Consider the following 21,222-nt stretch of genomic DNA (forward strand, 5'->3'; position numbering starts at 1 on the left):
GCCCCAATTTTATTCAAGGACCTTAGCTGGCTGTCCTTCATGGTTTTCGGTCATACACCCAGGGGAATGCGGGGTATGGGCGCGCAGTAAAGCAAAGGCTGTAGTTCTTAGAAAACAGAGTTTTCTGAACAATAAGAAAGAATTAACGGGAGACACCATGACTGAACTGCTAATGTCTACACTTGCAGGCTTCATCATCGGAGCAATCTTCACTGCGATCAAACTGCCTATTCCAGCTCCACCAGTTCTGTCTGGTTGTGTAGCGATCCTTGGTGTTTGGGGTGGTCATCAGATCATGCTGCAGATCACTGAGCGCTTCTTCTCCTAAGAGAGTTTGCGGTCAAATTTCAAAAAGCGGTGCTGAAGTTCAGTGCCGCTTTTTTTGTGCTTGCATAATAAAGAAATGAAAATGTATATAAAAACAAAAATATTGTCATATGGAGTTTCCCATGAACATCCTCCTCATCTCAGGAAGCACCAGAGAAGGCTCGTTGAATAAGAGCTTGCTGGATGCTGCAGCTGAAGAAGCGCATAACCTCAGCCATAAAACTGAACACCTCTCCCACCAGCTGGCATCGTTTCCCCTCTACCATTCCGATCTTGAAGAGGATGCCGCCGTTCAGAACCAGCTCTCATTGCTCCGCCAACAGATTGAAGCTGCTGACGTAATCCTCATCTCTTCTCCAGAATACAACGGCTTCCATACCCCGCACCTACACAACGTATTCACCTGGGCCTCCAGACGAGCAGCTGGCAAATCTCATTCTGTGCTTGAGGGAAAAGTTGTTGGTTTGCTGGCCGCAGCTCCAGGCCCATTCGGGGGAGTAAGAATGCTGCCACGTCTGTCGTCATTTGCAGCTGACCACGGCTGCTGGGTGCATCCACGATATGTTGCGGTCGGTAACATGGCGTCTAAAACCGACGACAACGGACAAGTCACCTGCGCTGAAACCCGCCAGAAACTGCGCAATCTGATTGATCAGATTTGCAAAATGGCAACGCCGTCTCAGGTTGCGGAACCAGCATAAACCGCGGATTTCTCATTGAAAAAGTGAAGACCCGGCACCCCAAAAGGCCGGGTTTCTTTTTGTCTGTGTGACTATCTTGCGGGCACACTGATCAAACAATGGGCAGTATTATCGATTCCCGAGACACTCCTGAAAGCCTACGCTTCCGAAGATATAGCTAATTATACCAATAAGTTACCATGGATTCACTGCTCCAGACCCAGTTTGGCACGCCCCTTGCGATACTGCGCAGCAACAGAGTTTGCATAGACAGTGCGCGGAGAGGGGGCAGCCAAAGGAACTCACGGTGCCACGTTTGGAGAGGCGGGCCTGACAAAGGCTTACGGCGAGTGAATTTCTAATCCGCGCGCGAGGGGAGATGAACCATCAGTCATCTCCCCTTCGCATTCCCGTTTTTGGGGTTGCGTTGTTATGTGCGTTGCTTTGCGTTTTTTCTGCGTTTTCACCGTTGCATTGGAAAAGCCATGGAACTTCTCAAGTCATTTGATGCCACTCTAGTGTTTGGTTTTATCGTCACCTTCATGGCGCTCAATTTCACCCCTGGCCCCGCGGTACTAAAAGTGGTTGGTGACAGCATCTCAAACGGTATCGGTAGAACTCATGCCAGCATGGCAGGTGTGTTCGGTGCCAACCTCATGTATGCGTTGCTTGCCGCCGGAGGTATGAGCGCGCTGCTATTGTCGTTTCCAGTTCTGTTCGAAACGGTGAAATGGATTGGCGTAGCTTATCTATTGTATCTTGCATATGGCTCCTTCAAAGCCGCTTTCACCGCCTCGCTGGGTGAAGCGAAAGAGCAGAAGCGAGCTTCCGCTCTAAAGCTGTTCCTCACCTCATTTGCAATGCAGGGGGCAAACCCAAAATCGGTTCTGTCCTTCGGTGCGATGCTGCCCGTGTTTGCTGGGGAAGGGGATGGCATGGCGCTGCGCATGATGGCGTTGGCACTCTTCAACATCGCCCTCGAATATCCGGCCCTGCTATTCTACGCTTACCTAGGAACCCGAGCATCAAAGTTCGCCGTCTCCGCCCGCTCCCGCGCGGCCATGGATGCATTCGCCGGCACAGCTCTGGCAGGCGCGGCCTACATGATCTCCAAAAGCACGCTGAAAACGCAGTAGGCCAGCGGATTACCCATTCAGAAAACTCAGAGCCTTCTTATTGAAGAGCGCTGGGTTTTCGAACATCAGGAAATGGCTACCACCTTCGGCCTCGCTGAAGACCTCCAGAGAGGCATTGGGCATCGTCTCTGCGATAAACTGCTGCGAAGCCAGCGGATGCCAGCTGAGTTCCCCTGTGAACACCAGAGTAGGTTGGGGAATGTTGGGCAGCAGAGCCCGCCAGTCCTGCAGCATCAGGTTTTCAATAAGGTCTGCCGCGTGATTACGGGGAAGTTTCAGATTCTCCGCAGCCAACTCCCGCAAAGTGGCATCACTGATCCTGCTTGAGAACATCCCGCCAATAAGAGCAAGGTGATCCTCAATGCTGCGGGTCTCGCGAATAGACCGCACCATCTCATCAAGCGCTTCTAAGGTCGGGTGGATAGAACCGGCCTCTTCAATGTCCTGCTCTGTCCAGGAAGGCCTTGCCATCAGGGCAGCGGGTTCATCGATAAACACCAGACGGCGTGCAGGGCGATCAGTGCCGAACATATCCTGATAAGCCCACAGCATTGCGACAGATAGCGAATGCCCAACCGCATCGAAATCGTGAAGGTCCAGAGCCTCCGCCACATCAAACAGATCCTTGGCAAATCGCTGGATCCGGTAGCCATCGGACGGCTTTTGTGACTCGCCATGCCCCCGGTTATCGAGAGCGTAGACCGTATGGCTCTGGCAGAAATCTGCGAACTGTCCTGCCCACACAGTTGCGGTCTGGCTCCAGCCACCCAGCAATAGAACAGGCCGTCCTTGCCCGCCAGTGAGGTAAGAAAGCTCCACGCCATCGCGGGTCGTTACGGTCTTGCGTTCCATCATCATTGGCCTCTTGCGGTCAACTCAAACACTCTCGCAAATCATAGGATAGAACCGTTACGCAGCTGCAAATGAACCTGAAGGAGGGAAGAGGCGTGTGCTAATTCTGAATAACTGGTCCTAGAATTTTGCAGGTAGCCTGCATACCTGATCAGCTGCCACTCTTCCCGAGCAACGCCGTGTACCTGCCGAAAAAGCATTTCGCCGGACACAAGCAAAACCGCAGTGCAGTCAACACGCTATGCAACCAGGAAGAGGCTGCAGCATTGCGTGGAGGTCTACTGAGCAACAGCTTTCATTTGAGCAAATTAAAGTAACCTTCTGCTCATCCTGAAAGTAATACCAATTCAGAATTCTGAGTTTATTTGCAGGCCAAGGTGTTGACAGCGCCAGCCAAGTAGAAGCTATGCTAGCGCCTGTTCTTCAAGAAGTGAAACTTGGATTTCTGACAGGGACATTCGCAAATTCAAGCAGTTAGAGCATGCACGCAAGCAACCCACAGCTCTTGGTGTGCTCACTGCTACATCCAGAAATTGGTGAGGAGTCGTGAGCATGGAAGCTGCTGCCTGTGCTGATACTGCAATCAGAATGGAAACATGGAGAACGGAGGACCGGCAGGTCAGCTGCATCCTCTCTGCCAAATGCGATGCACCAATCTCCAACTACACCCTCTGCTTCAGCATGCTCGCCCCGTGCGAGGTGGTTGAAGGCGCCAACATCCACCGGATGACAGCGGGGTATGTGGAGCTGCAGTTCGACCATGACAAGCTGGGAACAGGGCAGGCACTGGCGTTCACGCTCAAGTACAAAAGCAACATGAACCCCTCCAACCGCAGCTGGCTGCCCAAAGGCGCTTACTTGCGGATGGAAGATGGCAGCATCCTGCCGGTTCAAATCACTCCGCGCGGGATTGATCAGACTTACTCCACCAAACTGCCAGAGCAACACGCCGATCCATCCTCTGATGAGCTGATGCTCGTGCCAGCCCCGCAAAGCTGGCAGCCCTCTGGCGCAACACTGAATATCAGCGCTGGCTATAAGCTCGACCGTTCATGGGATACCGAAGGGGAGGCAGACAGCACTGAGGCCGTGGAGGCGCTGGCAGATCGTAACAACATCGGCCCGTTCCTCGCAGAAGAGGGGACACCGCTTCACTTCGCCAGAAACGCTGAGCTCTCAGAAGATGCCTATGAACTGACGATTGCCCCAGATGGCATCACGCTTACCGCATCAGCGGCAGCTGGCGCTTTTTATGGCGCGATCACGCTTCTCAATCTCAAGCTGATCTACGGTGGCACTATTCCATGCGGCCAGATAGCAGATGCGCCTCGCTTTGAGTGGCGCGGCCAGCATCTGGATTGTGCCCGCCACTACTATGAGCCGGAAACACTGCTGCGGCTCGTCGATATGATGGCTCTGTTCAAGCTCAACCGCTTCCACTGGCACTTCTGCGATGATGAAGCCTTCCGTCTGGAGGTGGAAAGCTATCCGGAACTCTGGAAGAAGTCCGGTATGCGTGGAGAGGGCCGTGTTGTACCCGGCATCTACGGCGCAGCAGATGGCCCGCAAGGCGGAACCTATTCCAAGGCCTTTGCCAACCGATTGGTAGATCACGCCAAAGCGCTCCATATCGAGGTTCTGCCGGAGATCGAGATACCCGCCCACTCCTGGGCCGTGCTCCAGATCCATCCGGAACTGCGCGAGACTGCCGATAAAAGCAACGAGATCTCCGTTCACGGTTACCTGAACAACACCATCAACCCGGCATTACCGGAAGCATGGACCTATATGGAGGTGCTGGCCAAAGAAGTCTCCGGCATCTTCCCATTCGCTCACCTTCACCTTGGCTGTGATGAGCGCCCGCCAGCGGCATGGACCAAATCACCGGCCATTGAAAAGCTAAAGGTAGAGCAGGGGTTAGAGACCGCTGATGACGTACAGGGTTGGATGATGGACAAACTGGGCTCCTACGTCAGCTCGCTGGGTGTACGTCCCGCCGCGTGGGAGGAAGCAGCCAAAGGTGCGAATGGCGGCATCAACAACGATGCCATCCTGTTCTCGTGGACCCAGCAGGGACCGGGGCTCGAAGCCGCTCGCAAAGGCTACTCCGTTGTCATGACACCAGCGGCCCATGCCTACTGGGATATTGCACCATCAGGCGAGTTCAATGAGATCGGCCTCAACTGGGCTGGCATCACCAGCCTTGCTGATAGCGTCAACTGGGATCCGGTACCGGAAAATGAGCCAGAGCTGGAAGGCAAGATCATCGGCGCGCAAGGTTGCTTGTGGTCGGAGGTTGTGCTGCGGGATGCCAATATGGAAAGCATGATGGCGCCGCGCATTCTGGGCATTTCAGAAATCGGCTGGGCCACCCGCGTCAACAAACCGGATGCAGAACAGATCACGCAAAAAGCCGCCTGCTACGGCAAGCTGTTCGCTGCCATTGGTTGGCGTCAGGATGTGAGAGACTAAACAGCAAAAGACCCGCTCCGAACCTTGGCAGTGGGTCTTTTTGTATCTTACGCGTATCGCCGAAAAGTGGATGCCGGTTTTCGGATAAAGATACGCAAAGCAAAAACTAAAGCAGTTCACCTGTTTCAGCTAAAACGCGAACTGCTTTAGGCGTTGCGCAATTCAGCAACAAAATCATAGATATCGCCGCGATAAACGCCTGTGGTCAGCTCGATCACCCGTCCGCTGGGCAGGTACGCTGTGCGATCGATGTAAAGCGCGGCATCTCCCTCAGAAACCTCAAGCAAAGCTGCCTGTTCCTCGGTGAGTTTGCAGGCCGAGATACGCTGGATCGCGCGGGAAGGGCGCATACCTTCTAAAGACAGCTTCTCATAAAGCGAGGTTTCAATCCGAGACGGATCAGGAACAAACTCTGTCGAGAGTGAACTGGTCTCGATCGCCAAAGGAATACCATCTGCGCGGCGCAAGCGGGTTATCCGCGAAACCTGCCCGTCAGAAGGAAGGCCAAGCGCAACAATCTCTTCTGGCGAAGGCAGGTAGATACCGCAAGACAGGGTCTCCGAGGAAGACGTCTTCCCGCGCCGCTGCATGTCCTCGGTAAAGCTGGTCAGTGCAGAAAGAGACTGCTCCATACGCTTCATCTGAGGCGCCACATAGGAACCGGAGCCCCGGCGCTGAATCACCAAACCATCCACCACCAGCTGCGAAATCGCTTTGCGAATCGTCACGCGGGACAGCCCGGTCAGTGTCGCCAACTCCCGCTCGGCAGGCAGCGTCGTCGCAGCCGCTAACCGTCCATCTTTAATGGCGGATTCAAGGTGCCGGTACAGCTGCAAGTAGCGTGGACCGCCACTCCTTTGCTGCCAGGATGTCGTTGAGAACAGATCGGTATGGGTGTCTTCTTGTGCGCTCATTCTGCTCGTCTTCATGATGAATCCGTATTACCTATAATACCTTTTTGATACCAATGCAAAACAATACCGATAGAATACCAATGAAAATATCGAGGCTTTTCCCCGCTTGATTTCCCTGAAATCTAGGGCTTTTTTGGCGTTAATCAGAAATATTTCACAGGAGGTAGTGAAATGGTAGACAAATGGATTTGTTTTGGTATTATTTTGGCAACTCGCAAATAAACACGCAGTTCGTCTCCCTGGCGATAACAAGACGCAAGCGGCGAGGTACAACCGATCACCTTTGGGAATTGGGGAGAGCGCATGACACATGCGTCTGGGGACCTGCTGCCTTATCAGGGCGAGCGCAGCGGTTCGGGAAAAACAAAACAGGGTGTGCTCAAGCGGATCTTCCGCTCAGAAGCAACCTTTGCATGGCTTTTGATTGCTCCGGCAGCAATTTATCTGATCCTTATCGTGGCATGGCCGCTGGTTGAGACAATCCGCTTGTCCTTCACCAACGCCAACATTGGCGGTGAAGCTTACATCGGCACCGCCAACTACGAAAAGCTGCTCAGCAGTCGCAAATTCAGTCAGACGATTTCCAGAACGTTCTATTGGATGTTCCTGTCTGTCTCATTCAAAATCATTTTTGGTCTGATCGGTGCAACGCTGCTCAACGCGGCGATCCCGGGTCGGGCATTGTTCCGCATGCTGGTCATGCCACCATGGATCGTTCCGGTCGCGATTGGCTGTTTCGGCTGGTTGTGGCTCTACAACGGCCACTTCGGCATCATCTCCGGTGTGCTGCAGTATGTTGGCGTGCTGGATGGACCATTCGAGTTCTTGGCCTACAAAAACAGCGCGTTCTATTCCGCTGTCATCACCGATGTCTGGGTTGGCCTGCCAATGGTGACCATCTTCATGCTGGCAGCCATGCAGGGCGTGCCGCGTGATTTGTATGAAGCCGCTTACGTGGATGGGGCATCCCGTTGGTATCGCTTCCGCCGCATCACCATTCCGCAAATCTTGCCGGTGATCATCACCATGTCGATCCTTTCCGTGATCTGGACCTTCAACTCCTTCGAAATCATCTGGATTTTGACCGAAGGCGGCCCACGCAGCGCAACCACAACGCTGATCATCGACACCTACAAAATGGCCATCGCAAACTTCAAGTTCGGGCAGGGTGCTGCACGTGCTGTGATCGTGGTGACGCTGCTCAGCGTGTTCTCACTGGTCTACCTGTTTGCGCTTCACCAGATCAAAAAACGTTTCGAGGCAGCCTAAAATGATGGATCGTTACTCGCTGCCACATAAAGTATTTCTCTACTTCTGCGTGGCGATTTTCCTCGGCTTCATTCTGTTGCCGTTCTTCGAAATGTTCATGACCTCACTGCGGCCACTGGAGCACCTGTTCCGCTCGCCTTATCAGTTCTGGTCAGATGACTTCTCGTTCAGAGCCTACTCCCAGATGTGGGAGACAGTGCCAATGCTGCCGCGTTACATCGCAAACAGCATGCTGATTTCACTGTCGGTGACAGCTCTGTCTCTGGCGTTCATCATTCCAGCCGCCTACGCTTATGCCCGGTTCGACTTCAAAGGCAAGTCTGTCAGCCTTGGCATCTTTCTGGCGGTCAACATGTTCTCCGGCGCGGTTCTGCTTATTCCGCTGTACAAGCTCCTGAGAAACTACGGTCTGTTGAACACCTACTTCGCCATGATCGTGCCGGGTGCAGCCTTCCTGCTGCCAATGGGCATCTGGCTCTTGAAATCCTATCTGGAAAAAATCCCGCGCGAACTGGAAGAAGCAGCGTTCATGGATGGTGCCAGTCGTCTGTACACCCTGCGCCGTGTGGTGCTGCCACTGGCCGTTCCGGGCCTCATCGTGGTGGGTGTGGCTGTGTTCCTGTCAGCTTACGCACAGCAGTTCCTGTTCGCGATTACATTCAACAGCGTCAAGGAGTTTATGCCTCTGCCAGCGGGCATCCTCGAGTTCATTGGCTACCAGTCAGTCAAATGGAACCAGATGATGGCAGCAAGCATTGTTGGAATACTGCCCGTACTCGTAATTTTCTTATTTTTACAACGCTACTTGGTGGCCGGCCTCACAGCTGGTGCGATCAAGGAGTGACAATTTCAAAATAGCATTGGTTACTGGGAGGAGAAACCATGAGGACTAAACTGCTATTCGCAATGGCTGCAAGCGCAGCTGCACTAATGGGCGCATCAGCTGCACAATCAGCAGAACTGCACTTCATCCGTTGTGGGGACAACGGTTTGGATCAGGATCGCAAGGTTATCGCAGCGTTTGAGGAAAAATTCCCGGGCAACACCGTCAACATGGAAAGCCTTCCATGGGGCACCTGTCAGGATAAGTCTCTGAAGCTTGCATCCGCTGGTAGCCCGCCATCCGTATCTTACATGGGCTCGCGCACACTCAAGCAGCTGGCAGACAACAATCTGGTTGTTGACGTGAAGATCTCTGAAGATCAGCAGAAAGCGTATCAGCCGGGCGTGCTGAACACCGTGAGCTATCGCGACAAGTTCTGGGGCTTCCCACGGGCATTTTCCACCAAGGGTCTGTTCCTGAACTGTGACATCTTCGAAGAAGCCGGTCTTGCTTGTGAAGCACCAAAGACCTGGGATGAGATGTACACCGCTGCAAAGGCGATCAAGGACGAAACCGGAAAAGCAGGTGTCGGTCTGGCTGGTAAAGACTTCGACAACACCATGCACCAGTTCCTGAACTACCTGTATTCCAATGGTGGTCAGGTGATCGATCCATCCACCAACGAAATCACGCTGAACTCCCAGAACACGCTGGAAACGCTGAAGTTCTACGGCAAGCTGGTCGACGTTGCACAGGACGGTCCAACCGCATTTGAACGCACGCAGGTCCGTGATCTGTTCAACGATAACAAAGTGGGCATGTACATCGACGGTCCATGGGCCCGCGGTCAGCATAAAGAAGGCATCACCACCAAGGTTGCGCCGATCCCAGCTGGTCCAAACGGTGTGAGCGGCACGCTTCTCATCACAGACTCCCTTGCAGTGTTCAAAGGCTCTGGCCACGAAGAACTGGCGATGGAATTCGCACGCATGATGACCTCCGGTGAATCTCAGTACACGCTGGACAGCCCAGACGGATGGGGTCTGACACCAATCCTCAAATACGAAGAGCTTGGCTGGGAAAAGCCATTCTACAAGGACGACCCATACTGGGCAGTCTTCGTAGACTCCATCCCAACCGGTGGTCCGGAGCCTCTCTTTGTCGATTACAAAGCGATGCAGACAACCCTCAACTCCATGATTCAGGGCATCATCCTGAAGGACGATACTGCTGAAAACCTGGTGGCAATCGCTGCTGAAGAACTCGAAGAGTTCAAGTAAGCACATCCGCCTCATGCAAAACCCGGAGAGGCTGCCCGCAGCCTCTCCCCGTTATCAAGCGCGAGAAGACGAATATTATGGCCACGCTTCAGCTACAAAACATCGTAAAATCATTTGGACCAACAACCGTATTGAAGGACGTCAACCTGTCCATTGAGGACAAGGAGTTCGTCGTCTTCGTTGGCCCCTCTGGCTGCGGAAAAACAACTTTGTTGCGCATCGTGGCAGGTTTGGAAATAGCCTCCGAAGGCTCCATTATCATTGATGGCAAAGATGTTTCCGACGACCACCCCATTGATCGCGGAATCTCCATGGTGTTCCAGAGCTACGCGCTCTATCCTCACCTCTCAGTTTTTGAAAACATCGCCTTCCCACTGCGCGTTGCCAAACGCCCGGAAGACGAGATCAAGGACCGTGTCCATAAAGCCGCTGCCATTCTGCAGTTGGAAGAGCGCCTGGAGCATAAGCCCGGCCAGCTCTCCGGTGGTCAGCGCCAGCGTGTTGCCATTGGCCGGTCTATCGTTCGCAATCCCAAAGTGTTCCTGTTCGACGAGCCGCTCTCAAACCTTGATGCAGCGCTGCGCGGGGACATGCGCGTGGAACTTTCCAAGCTCCACAAAAGCCTCGACACCACAATGATTTACGTGACCCACGATCAGGTGGAAGCCATGACCATGGCTGACCGCATCGTGGTGCTTAACGGTGGTGTGGTGGAACAGTGCGGCACCCCGATGGACCTCTACTTGCACCCGCGCAACAAGTTTGTGGCAGGTTTCATCGGTCACCCCAAAATGAACTTTGTATCCGCCATGGTCAGCCGCGTGGAAGACCGCATGTTGCACGTGCAGCTGCAAGACGGCGGCCTGATGAGCCTGCCTGTCGCAAGCCAGAACATCAAAGCAGGCGACAATGTCGAAATCGGCATCCGCCCGGAGCACATGCAGCTGGATGACAACGGCCCAATCGCCATGCACGTGGAAGTACTGGAGCGCCTCGGTGCGCACTCTATCGCTTATGGCAAAGTCAATGGCGACAACGCTTTTTGCGCCTCACTTCCGGGTATGGCGGAAATACCGGAAGGCACAACCATTAAACTCAACGTCAAGCCGGAAGATGCCTACGTCTTTGATGCAGATGGGCTTGCACAGCAGCGTCTTGGCGCGCTCGAACTCGCATAGGAGAAACACATGCGTATCATCGTTGTTGGTTTGGGTTTGCGGGCTGTCAGCGTTCTGGAAAGACTGCAGGCACATATGAGTGAAGCGGAAGTGGTGGCCTATGTAGACCCCAAACCGCACCAGATTGAACGCCTCAAAAATCACGAGGCCATCAAGCCTTACGACACGCTGGAAGAAATGCTGGCAGGTGAGAAAGCAGACCTTCTGTTCGTCAGCTCTCCAAACCACATGCACCTGGAGCACATTCGTCTGGGGTTGGAAGCTGGCATCCGCATGTTCGCTGAAAAGCCTGTCGTGATCTCCATGGAAGAGACCATGGAACTGGCAGAACTGCTGTCAAAGCATGGGGCAGATCAGGTGCTCATCGGTCTGGTCCTCCGCTACGCCCAGCACGCAAGAGACCTGCGTGCCGCACAGGCTGCAGGGCAGATTGGCGATGTGGTGTCCATCGAGGCCAACGAGCATATCGCGCCGTATCATGGGGCCTTCTTCATGCGGGATTGGCGCCGCTATTCCAAATACTCCGGCGGTTTCATGCTGGAAAAATGTTGCCACGACCTCGACATCTACAACATGGTCACCGGCTCACGCCCAACCCGCGTCGCCAGCTTTGGCGGCAGAAAATCCTTTGTTCCGAGCAATGCACCGGCAAGAGATGCAGATACGCAGGTGTATCACGTGAAGGAATCCATCTGGGAAGCGGCGGAAGATCCGTTCCTCTCCGATGGAGATATCGTCGACCATCAGACGGCAATCCTCGAATACGAGAGCGGCGCCACCATGGCCTTCCACACCAACATCAACGTACCGGATGAACACCGCCGGTTCTGCGTGATTGGCACCAAAGGCATGGCGGAAGGCGACTTCGTGCGCGGTTATCTGAAAGTCACCGATGCCCATACCCGTGGCACATTGGTGGACGAAGATTACACCAAGTCCATTGACCGCCCCGGCGCGCACTACGGCGCCGACGACATGATGTGTCAGGACCTCTGCGCTTACCTGCGCGGTGAAATGGACAGCCTGCCAGTTTCCGTCGTGGACGCACTGGAAGCAGGCGTTGCCGCACTGGCGCTGGATCAGGCGCGCACCACCGGTCAGGTCGTGGATCTGACCTCCTACTGGGAAAAATTTGACAGTTTCGACCTGCGGGGAACCGCAGCAACAACAAAAAAGATGGAATCAATACAGTGACCAAACTCCCCGGCGCGTACATGCGTGCTGAGATCGATCAGGCAATTCCGGCATTTGCTGAAGGTGTTCTTCAGGACCTTTCAGCAAGTGTCAAAGCAGCAGCACTGGACAAGCTCGACGCGTTTTACACCATTGCGCGTGGAAGCTCAGATGCTGCCGCCAACCTGATCTCCTATGAACTGATGGCTGAACTGCAAAAGCCGGTAACAACCTTGCCGCCCTCTGTGTTCAGCCTGGGGAATGGATTGCAGCTGGGCAATGCTGGCGCGCTTATTTTCTCCCAATCCGGAGGAAGTAAGGATCTGATCAGCGCTGCAATCGGGTTCAAGAATGCGGGCGGTAATACACTCGCCATTACCAACACACCCGGCTCTCCGCTGGCAGCCGAAGCGGATGCCTTTGTCGATATCAAAGCAGGGCTGGAACAAGCCGTTCCTGCCACCAAAACAGTGATCTGTACCATTGCCGCCGGAATGGCTCTTCTGGCAGCGCTCAAACCGGATTACGCTAAAGCCTGTGAAGCTGCAGCCAAAGCCATGTTGGCCAGCGCTGATGCCAAACTGGAACAGGCTGACCAGATCATCGAGGCCGTAAAGTCTACACCGCACGTCTATGTCATCGGACGCGGTTGCGGGTTCGGCGCTGCCCATGAAGTGGCGTTGAAGCTGAAGGAAACCACGGCCATTCACGCCGAGGCATACTCAGCAGCTGAGGTGCTGCACGGTCCGCTGCAACTGGCCACCAAACCGCTCTGTGTCCTCATTTTGGATACGGGAGAAGAGGTCAGCAATCAAAGCCTCAGCCTTGCCGAGGAGCGGTTCCGCTCCGTTGGCGCAAATGTTTTCCGCCTGACACCAGAAACCGTTGGTGCACAGGGCCTTACTCCCGCAGCAAGCTCCGCCATGCTGCTGCGTGCATTGTACCCAGTGATTTTGGAAATTGCTCTCCAGTTGGGTCTGGATCCAGACCAACCGGAAACACTTTCTAAGGTTACTGTAACTATTTGATTTTATGAAGGAATGCTGCGATGGTCGATCTGACCAAATGGGCAACTACGCGCGAAATTCAGGCGCAACCGCAAATCTGGGCAAGCTGGGGGCAGGAGTTTTCTACCCGCCTCAGTGACCTGAGCGAGTGGGTCGCCAACTCAGGCGCCACGGAAGTCTGGTTCTGCGGAGCAGGCACATCTGCCTATATTGGTGACCTTCTGTGCAGAGCGCTGGACGCAACCTCTGTGTTGCCAATGCGCTCGGTTCCTTCAACTGATCTGGTCAGCGCACCTCATGCGTTCAAACGCAATGGTGTGATCCCATTGGTCGTTTCCTTCGGTCGTTCCGGCAACTCCACCGAGTCCATTGGCACGCTGGACTTGCTGGATGCAATCTTTCCGGAAGCGCCACGGCTAAACATCACCTGCAACAAGGACAGTGCTCTGGCAACCCGCCAGCCTGCCTCACAGGCCAGCCAGCGCGTGATTGTGTTGCCTGACGAATGCCACGACAGCGGCTTCGCCATGACCTCCAGCTTCACCACCATGATCCTGACGGCCATGGCTGTGTTTGGACAGGAAACTCCGGAAGAGTTCGCCGCCAACATGAACGAGATCAGCCACGCAGCTGAAATCGTGCTGGCAGAGGCGGATCAGCTGGTGGGCAAACTCACCATCCCGCAGCGTGCTGTGTTCGTGGGCTCTGGGCCTCTGGCCTTCGTTGCCCGTGAAAGTGCGCTGAAGGTGATGGAACTGGCCGCGGGCAAAATCCCATCTATCTGGGACAGCTCTCTTGGCTTCCGGCATGGGCCAAAGTCGTTCGTGGATGACCAGACCAAGGTCTTCGTGTTCCTCTCCAATAACCTGCACTCCCGCCGCTATGACGAAGATCTGGCAGATGAGGTGAAGGCACAGTTTGGCGAGCAAACCGTGGTGACCATCGGCAACTCCGCCAAGGCGGATGTGCATATTCCATGCAAACTGGAGGATGGCTGGATGTCCGTCCTCACTGTACTCATTGCCCAGTGGCTGGGTGTGGCATGGTCCAATCAGCTTGGCTTCAATGTCGATAATCCGTTTGAAGGGCAGGGCACGCTGACCCGCGTGGTCTCGGGCGTAAAGCTCTACGCATTGGAAGAGGCCTGATATGGTTCGAGCAGGTGGCATAGATCTGGGCGGCACCAAAATTGAGTCAACCGCCTTTGACAGTGATTGGGCCGTGGTTGAAACCAAACGTATCCCAACACCGCAGGATTCCTACGAAAATCTGGTAGATGCCCTCTGTGAGATGGTGATCTGGCTGGAAGAAACCGCAGGCTCCAAAGGCCTGCCGGTGGGGGTCGGTATTCCCGGTTTCCATTCCAAACGCACGGGAAAGTTCCTCACCGCCAACCTGCTCGCCTCGGGTCGCACTGTTCATCAGGACCTGATCGATAAATTGGGAAGAGCTGTTGCTTTTGAAAATGACTGCAACTGCTTTGCGCTCTCAGAAGCCATGCTCGGCGCAGGCCGCAGTTATGCCAGTGTCTTCGGCTTGATCATCGGCACCGGCGTTGGCGGTGGATACTGCTCCAACGGCACTCTGATTTCAGGTCTCAACGGTGCTGCCGGAGAGTATGGTCATCTCGGCATTCCATACATGACCATCAAGGAGCTTGGGCTCGATGGCATCCAGTGTGGATGTGGTCGCACAGGTTGTTTTGAAACCTACCTCGCTGGTCCCGGAATGCGCCGCCTCGCAAAGCACGTCACCGGTAAGGACGCTGATGCGCAGGCCATCACTACAGCCGCCGCTGCAGGTGATCCGCAGATGCAGGAAGTCATGCGCATGTGGGCACGCATTGCAGCTGAATTGGTTGCGGCGCTCCAATGCACCGTAGACCCGGACTGCATTGTGCTCGGCGGTGGCCTTTCCAAGATCCCGAATATCGACCGGATCATCTCCGAAGCTCTGCCCGGCCATTTGCTGGACCAGACAGAGCCACCGGAAATCCGTGTTGCAGAATATGGCGATAGCAGTGGCACGCGCGGCGCGGCCCTTGCTGCCGTTCAAAACTACGAAATACTGGAGGAAGCGTCATGAGCAATCCACTGCTTGAGGTGATCACTGCCAACCGTGCAGGCGCCAGAGCCGCGCTTCCTTCCATTTGCTCCGCACAGCCGGATGTCATCCTCGCCTCCGCTCTGCTCGCAGCAGAAAAGAACGCAACCCTGCTGCTGGAAGCCACCAGTAATCAGGTCAATCAGGATGGCGGCTACACAGGCATGAAGCCCGTTGATTTCGTCAGCTACGTCAAAGGCATCTGTGCCACTGCCGGATTACCGGAAGACGCGCTGATCCTTGGCGGTGACCACCTCGGCCCCCAAGTCTGGCGCTCCATGCCAGCAGAACAGGCCATGGCCAAAGCCAAGGAACTGATGAAAGCCTATGTGCAGGCCGGTTTCACCAAAATCCATCTGGACTGCTCCGAAGGCTGCGCTGGTGAATACGCGCAGGTCGGCGACGAGTTAAGCGCTAGTCGGGCTGCCGAACTGGCAGCAGTCTGCGAAGAGTTTGCACCAGATCCAACCCGCCTCAACTACATTGTCGGTACGGAAGTTCCTCCTCCCGGAGGCGCGCGTGAGGAAGGCGAGGCTCATGGCATTGAGCCAACCCCACCCGCGCGTGCCTCCCGTACCTTGCAGATGCATTTTGAGAAGTTTGATGAGCTGGGCCTGCACGCCGCCAAAGAGCGCATTTGCGGACTTGTCGTTCAGCCGGGCGTGGAGTTCTCGCCGTTCCATATCGACCATCTGCCAGCAGACGACGGCAAAGCCCTGCGCGCTGCATTGGACCCGTTCACGAACGTAGTGTTCGAAGCGCACAGCACCGACTATCAGCTGGACAATGCTTTCCCACGCCTCGCCAACATGGGCTTTGCGATCCTGAAAGTCGGCCCCGCGCTCACCTTCGCCTATCGGCAAGCGATCTACGCACTCGATCAGATGCTGGATTGGTTGGAAGAGGACCAACGCACAGCTCCAAAAATCTCGAAGATTCTGGAAGCTGAAATGCTGTCAGAGCCCAAATACTGGCGCTCCCATTATCAGGGCTCGGATCAGGAACTGCGCCTGCTGCGGCACTTCAGTTATGCAGATCGCATTCGGTATTACTGGCCACAGGAGAAGGTGCAGGATGCCCTTGAGGCACTCTTTGCGGCCCTTCAAACCCATAAGATTCCAGAAACGCTGCTGCTTCAACTGTTTGCATCTCAAACTGTTGAACGTGCGCGGGCTTTGCAGAGCCACGGTTTTGGCATAGAGAAGGCGCTCGTGCTTGCTGAAATTCAGCAGGCATTGGACCCTTATTTCTTTGAGAGAGTTGAGACACCTCAGCTTGAGGAGGCTCTATGAGCACCGCACCGGGCAACCAAGATATCTGGCTGAGTCCAGATCAGCTGTTTGACGGGCAGAACCTGCTGACCGATACCGCCGTTCATCTGGTGAACGGCAAGTACGCAGGCCTGTCTCCAGCAGGCCAGTTGCCCACTGATGCGACAGTGAAAAAGCTCTCAGGTCTCATCACACCGGGTTTCTTTGATATCCAGATCAACGGCGGCGGTGGTGTCCTTTACAACACCACGCCAACACCGGAAGGTCTGGCGGCCATTGCAGATGCCCACCGCCAGTTCGGCACCACGGCCTTGCTGCCAACGGTCATCACCGATGCACCACAGGTGCTGGAAGAGGCTGTTGAGGCCATGAAGGATGCCTATGGCACCCATGGCATCAAAGGCATTCACATCGAAGGCCCACACATCAGTGTGGAACGCAAAGGCACCCACGAAGCCAGCTGGGTCCGCCCACTCAATAAGCGCAGTTTGGAACTGGTCCGCGATCTACGGGATCGGGACATCCCTGTTTTGGTGACAATTGCACCAGAAGGCGTGGCCAAAGGCGACGTTGCCAGACTGGTCGAGATGGGCGCAGTGGTTTCTATCGGTCATACCGATGCAGGCGCAGCGCAGATCAAACCTGTTCTGGAGGAAGGCGCAAATCTCTTCACGCACCTGTTCAACGGCATGTCTCAGATGGTCAACCGTGAGCCGGGCGCTGTCGGAACCGGCATCAACAGCACGGCTTATTGCTCGTTGATCGTGGATGGTCACCACGTGGCAGACGACATGCTGCGCCTCGCTATGCGTGCGCGTCCTGTGAAAGACCACATGATCATCATCAGCGATGCCATGCCAACCGTAGGTGGACCAGACAACTTCGATCTTTACGGCCATCAGGTCTATCTGGAAGACGGCAAGCTCATCAACAAAGCCGGATCTTTGGCCGGGGCGCACGTCACCATGTTTGAGTCCGTGGTCCGCATGATCAATACGCTTGAGTGCCCTGCTGAAGAAGTCCTGCGCATGGGCCTTTCCAACCCTGCTGCACTGATGGGTCTGACCCAGTCTGTCGCCAATCTGGAAACCGCAGATGTCGAAGATCTGCTTCTGATCGCTCCGGACTACAGCTCCTTCACATTCCTCTCGCAGATGATCTGAACCCCGCGAGAGGATATTCCTCACCGCTCCCGAAACGCCTCTGCTTTCACCTTGATCAGCGGCTTGGCGATGTAACTCAGCACGCTTTTCTCGCCGGTGAGAATGTCGATGCTCGCCGTCATGCCGGGTGTGATGGGTAGAGGATTTTCTTCCGATCCCAGATGGTTCTGTCTGGTGCGCACGATCACCTTGAAGAACGCCTGACCGCGTTCATCCTCGGAGGTATCCGGGCTGATCCGCTCCAGCACGCCCTCAAGCCCTCCGTAAATGGAGTAGTCATAGGCCGTTACCTTCACGCTCACATCTTGCCCCGGATGCAAAAAGGCCACGTGCTGCGGCTGTATCTGGGCAGCAATCAGCAGCGTATCCTCCAGCGGAACAATCTCCACCAGCGGCTCACCTGCCTGAACCACCGCGCCAATAGTGCTCACGTTGAGCTTGTTGATCACACCGCGAACGGGCGCCACCAATGCACTGCGATGCACCCGGTCTTCCGCCCCTCGCAACCGCTCCTCAATCACAGCCAGCTCTGCTTTTGTCGCCACCAGATCCGATTGCGCCTTGGAGGCAAAAGCTGTCTGCGCAGAGATCACTCGCTGCATCGCTTCCTGCTTCGCCGACCGCGCGCTGGCTAACGAGGCCTCCAACATCTGCTGCTCGCCATGCATGGTCGTGTACTGTCGTTTAAGCCGCAAGAACTCAATCTCTGGCAGAACCCCTCGCTTATAGAGCTGCTGATTGATCTCCAACTCCCGCGTGATAATAGTGAGATTGGAGCCCAGCATCTGTTCTTCCGCTTCCAGCTGCTTCAGATCCTGCTCTTTCTGGCTAAACTGGCTGCGCAGCACGGCAACCTCAGCATTGAGCTGATCTTTGCGAGCTTTGTAAACCTCCAGCTCTCGCTGCAGAAAGGCAGCAATGTCAGAGGGCGTGTTGCTCAGATCCAACTGAAGATTTGCCTGTCGCGCTTCCGCCATCAACCGCGCAAGGCGCGCCTGCAGCGCATACATCTTCTGCTGCAACTCTCCCAGTTGTGAGGCAAAGCCGGTGTTATCCAGCTTCACCAGAACAGCCCCTTGTTCCACGATCTCCCCTTCATAGAACAGCACCTCAGAGACAATCCCACGCTCCGGCGCCTGCACAATCTGCATCTGGCGAGAGGGGATCACACGCCCATCGCCGCGCGTGACTTCCTCCACATGGGCAAAAGCAGACCAGACGAACAGCAGCAATAAGATCCCGGCGCACGTGAAGATCAGAATGCGCGAATGCTTTGCACTGTGAAACTCCGGCAAGTGCAAAGGCTCTTTGGGAAGCGACCAGCTCTTCATGCGCGCAGCCTTTCCTCAATGGAGACCTGTGTCGGGCGCGGCACCTCCCGAAGACGCGGTTCCTGCATCATCTCCCGAACCTCATCACTCGGCCCATCTGCAATAACGCGCCCCTGATCCAGAACGATCAACCGGTTGGTGAGCTTCAAAAGGGAAGGGCGGTGCGTGCTGATGATGAGTGTCAGAGCCCCATCGTTATAACGCTGCAGCCCCTGCAAAAGCTTTTGCTCTGCGGAAAGGTCCAGCTGACTGGAAGGCTCATCCAGAAACAAGATCTTTGGCTTGCGCAGTAAAATCCGCGCCAAGGCCACACACTGCCGCTGACCACCGGAAAGAGCCCCGCCATTCTCTCCAACAATCAGGTTGAACCCAGCCGGATGCTTGTTCACGAGAGCATCCAGCCCCGTGACATGGCAAACCTCCTCAATCTCCTCATTGGTAAGATGAGGCAGACCAAGGCAAAGGTTGTCGCGCAAAGTGCCCTGAAATAGCGTATTTTCCTGAGACTGATAGCCAACAAACCGACGCAGATCTGCAGGATCAAACTGCCGCGTATCAATACCATCGATAAGCACAGCGCCCTCGGTCGGATAACGTAGCCCGCTCATCAGCCGGCCAACCGTCGATTTGCCAGACCCAACACACCCGATCAGCCCAACCGTATCCCTCGGTGCAATGGCAAAACTGCAATGCGTGATGCTGGCCTTTTCGCTGAGCGGATAAGAAAAGCTCACATTTTGGAACTGAACCTCACCGCGGCATCGGCTAAGGTTTGCTGTTGCTTTCCCCGCTTTGCGCTCTGTCGGCTGGTTCAACAACTCTTCCAATTGACGATAGCTATGCAGCACCTGGCGAAAGCGAACCAGCGTATTGGCGATGGAGGAGATTGGTGCAAGCACGCGGGAAGACAGCATCATCGCAGCGATGAGCCCACCCATGTTCACCGCACCAGCTTCCACCCGGTAAACACCCCAGACAATGATCAGCACCGAGACCATGCCCTGCACATGCCCCGTTCCAACCATGGCAAGGTTGGACCAGTACCGGCTCTGTAAAAGAACCTCACTGCTGCGCTCCACCGAGTGCTCCCACCGTGCCTGCATATGCGCTTCTGCATTGAGAGCCCGCACGGTTTCATGCCCGCCCAATGTTTCCATCAGAATGTTCTGTCGCTTGTTACCTTCCAGACTGGACGCCTGAACCGCACGTTCCAGCGGCAACTGGGCTCCAAGGTTGATGAGGCAGACCACTGGAATGGCCAGCAGCGGAATCCAGGCGATGGGGCCGACAATGAAGAACAGGATGCAAATAAAAAGCCCGACAAAACAAAAGTCGAGCAAGGCAATCAACGCAGTGGAACTGAAGAACTCACGAAGTTTCTCATACTCATGAACCGTCCCCGCATACTCTCCTGCGCTTTTGGTTTTGACCGCAAAATCAATGTTCTGCATTTGCGAGAAAATCTTGGAAGCCAGCCGCTGATCTGCTTTTTTGCCAAGGCTGTTGAGGATGGAAGACCGGGCTACCTTCAGTGCACTGTCTCCGACCAGCGCAATCATCACGCCAATCGTCAATGCCCATAAAGAAGCGACTGCAAAATTGGGAAGGATGCGGTCGTAAACATTCATGATGAAGAGGGGAGAGGCAAGGGCGAGCAAGTTGATGAGCAACGTCCCAACCGCCACACTGCCATAGTCTGGCCAGAAGCGGGTGAACTCACCCCAGAACCAGTGTTTGTTACTCTCCTGCACCTGCCCACTGCTGTCTTTTGCATGCAGCGAGGAAAACAGGATCGCGTAACCAGAATAAGCCCGCTGCAAAATATCAAGGCTCAGAAACTGCGGCCTCTCCAGATCCAGCGGATCCAGAAGCTTTACCTGCCGCGTGGCAACATCGTACCCGACCAGCAGACGCAAGGCGCGATCATGAAACACCAGCAAGCACGGCACGCTGTTGCTGGAGATCTCACTGAGCGCGATCCGTTGTTTGACGGCTTGCAATCCGCAGTTCTCGGCGGCTTTCTCAACCTGCGAAAACTGCAGCCGGCCATTGATGAGCGGCAGGCCAGCCGTAATGGCGGTCTTGCTGAGAAAGTTTCCATGCGTGCGGGAGATGTAAGCAATGCTTTCAACGAGGGCGTCCAGCACCTCATGCATTGGATGGCTACCTTCCTCGGGATTGAGGGCATGAGGGCTGGACAAGCGAAAATCACTCACGGCGCGTTCCCTTGTTTTATGACGGCA

General features: G+C 55.0%; 18 protein-coding genes. 14 read left to right on the forward strand and 4 right to left on the reverse strand.

The genetic code is table 11. From position 1 onward, the window contains the following. Positions 1-157 precede the first annotated feature (157 nt). The 3 genes from AC3CB2_RS00125 (at position 158) to AC3CB2_RS00135 (ending at position 2,143) form a co-directional block, all read left to right on the forward strand. On the forward strand, positions 158-328 hold the full coding sequence (locus tag AC3CB2_RS00125) for a XapX domain-containing protein (RefSeq protein ID WP_008552160.1): 171 nt from the start codon (positions 158-160) through the stop codon (positions 326-328). 121 nt (positions 329-449) lie between these two features. Next, the gene (locus AC3CB2_RS00130) at positions 450-1,028 is read left to right on the forward strand and encodes an NADPH-dependent FMN reductase (protein ID WP_352931692.1); all 579 of its coding nucleotides are present in this window, start codon (positions 450-452) and stop codon (positions 1,026-1,028) included. A gap of 464 nt (positions 1,029-1,492) precedes the next feature. Beyond that, positions 1,493-2,143: a LysE family translocator gene (locus AC3CB2_RS00135; protein WP_352931690.1), complete on the forward strand. Its 651-nt coding sequence runs from the start codon at positions 1,493-1,495 to the stop codon at positions 2,141-2,143. A gap of 9 nt (positions 2,144-2,152) precedes the next feature. Here AC3CB2_RS00135 and AC3CB2_RS00140 read toward each other — a convergent pair whose 3' ends face one another. Then, the gene (locus tag AC3CB2_RS00140; RefSeq protein ID WP_352931688.1) at positions 2,153-2,998 is read right to left on the reverse strand and encodes an alpha/beta fold hydrolase; all 846 of its coding nucleotides are present in this window, start codon (positions 2,996-2,998) and stop codon (positions 2,153-2,155) included. A 549-nt stretch (positions 2,999-3,547) separates the two neighbouring features. Between AC3CB2_RS00140 and AC3CB2_RS00145 the strand changes: the two genes are divergently transcribed. Further along, positions 3,548-5,467: a beta-N-acetylhexosaminidase gene (locus AC3CB2_RS00145; protein ID WP_352931686.1), complete on the forward strand. Its 1,920-nt coding sequence runs from the start codon at positions 3,548-3,550 to the stop codon at positions 5,465-5,467. Between the two features lie 146 nt (positions 5,468-5,613). Here AC3CB2_RS00145 and AC3CB2_RS00150 read toward each other — a convergent pair whose 3' ends face one another. Then, positions 5,614-6,396 (reverse strand): GntR family transcriptional regulator, encoded by a 783-nt coding sequence (locus tag AC3CB2_RS00150; RefSeq protein WP_014284167.1) that lies wholly within the window; start codon positions 6,394-6,396, stop codon positions 5,614-5,616. A gap of 288 nt (positions 6,397-6,684) precedes the next feature. Between AC3CB2_RS00150 and AC3CB2_RS00155 the strand changes: the two genes are divergently transcribed. From AC3CB2_RS00155 to nagA, 10 genes are all read left to right on the forward strand, one after another. Next, positions 6,685-7,650, forward strand: a complete 966-nt coding sequence (locus AC3CB2_RS00155; protein WP_008552137.1) for a carbohydrate ABC transporter permease — start codon at positions 6,685-6,687, stop codon at positions 7,648-7,650. Position 7,651: 1 nt separating this feature from the next. Further along, positions 7,652-8,494 (forward strand): carbohydrate ABC transporter permease, encoded by an 843-nt coding sequence (locus tag AC3CB2_RS00160; RefSeq protein WP_008552242.1) that lies wholly within the window; start codon positions 7,652-7,654, stop codon positions 8,492-8,494. Between the two features lie 38 nt (positions 8,495-8,532). Then, positions 8,533-9,753 (forward strand): ABC transporter substrate-binding protein, encoded by a 1,221-nt coding sequence (locus AC3CB2_RS00165; protein WP_352931683.1) that lies wholly within the window; start codon positions 8,533-8,535, stop codon positions 9,751-9,753. A 77-nt stretch (positions 9,754-9,830) separates the two neighbouring features. Next, entirely contained in the window at positions 9,831-10,931 is a 1,101-nt protein-coding gene (locus AC3CB2_RS00170) for an ABC transporter ATP-binding protein (RefSeq protein WP_352931681.1), read from the forward strand. A 9-nt stretch (positions 10,932-10,940) separates the two neighbouring features. Beyond that, positions 10,941-12,125 carry a Gfo/Idh/MocA family protein gene (locus tag AC3CB2_RS00175; RefSeq protein ID WP_352931679.1) on the forward strand — a complete coding sequence of 395 codons (1,185 nt, stop codon included), beginning with the start codon at positions 10,941-10,943 and terminating at the stop codon, positions 12,123-12,125. Beyond that, positions 12,122-13,132, forward strand: a complete 1,011-nt coding sequence (locus tag AC3CB2_RS00180; protein ID WP_352931677.1) for an SIS domain-containing protein — start codon at positions 12,122-12,124, stop codon at positions 13,130-13,132. Before AC3CB2_RS00175 ends, AC3CB2_RS00180 begins: the two co-directional genes overlap by 4 nt. A 20-nt stretch (positions 13,133-13,152) precedes the next feature. After that, entirely contained in the window at positions 13,153-14,259 is a 1,107-nt protein-coding gene (locus tag AC3CB2_RS00185) for an SIS domain-containing protein (RefSeq protein WP_075700224.1), read from the forward strand. 1 nt (position 14,260) lies between these two features. Beyond that, a complete protein-coding gene (locus AC3CB2_RS00190) occupies positions 14,261-15,196 on the forward strand; it encodes an ROK family protein (protein WP_352931675.1) in 936 nt (311 codons plus the stop codon). Next, positions 15,193-16,506, forward strand: coding sequence for a class II D-tagatose-bisphosphate aldolase non-catalytic subunit (locus AC3CB2_RS00195; RefSeq protein WP_352931673.1), 1,314 nt, complete (start codon positions 15,193-15,195; stop codon positions 16,504-16,506). The genes AC3CB2_RS00190 and AC3CB2_RS00195 overlap by 4 nt, the downstream gene beginning before the upstream one ends. Continuing rightward, entirely contained in the window at positions 16,503-17,648 is a 1,146-nt protein-coding gene (nagA, locus tag AC3CB2_RS00200) for an N-acetylglucosamine-6-phosphate deacetylase (protein WP_352931671.1), read from the forward strand. Before AC3CB2_RS00195 ends, nagA begins: the two co-directional genes overlap by 4 nt. Before the next feature lie 20 nt (positions 17,649-17,668). Here the strand turns inward: nagA and AC3CB2_RS00205 are convergent, their stop codons facing one another. Together AC3CB2_RS00205 and AC3CB2_RS00210 are read right to left on the reverse strand one after the other, a co-directional pair. Continuing rightward, positions 17,669-18,979 carry an HlyD family type I secretion periplasmic adaptor subunit gene (locus tag AC3CB2_RS00205; RefSeq protein ID WP_352931669.1) on the reverse strand — a complete coding sequence of 437 codons (1,311 nt, stop codon included), beginning with the start codon at positions 18,977-18,979 and terminating at the stop codon, positions 17,669-17,671. Then, positions 18,976-21,195, reverse strand: a complete 2,220-nt coding sequence (locus AC3CB2_RS00210; protein WP_352931667.1) for a type I secretion system permease/ATPase — start codon at positions 21,193-21,195, stop codon at positions 18,976-18,978. The genes AC3CB2_RS00205 and AC3CB2_RS00210 overlap by 4 nt, the downstream gene beginning before the upstream one ends. Between the last annotated feature and the right edge of the window lie 27 nt (positions 21,196-21,222).

The sequence above is a fragment of the Pseudovibrio sp. SCP20 genome (assembly GCF_057774105.1).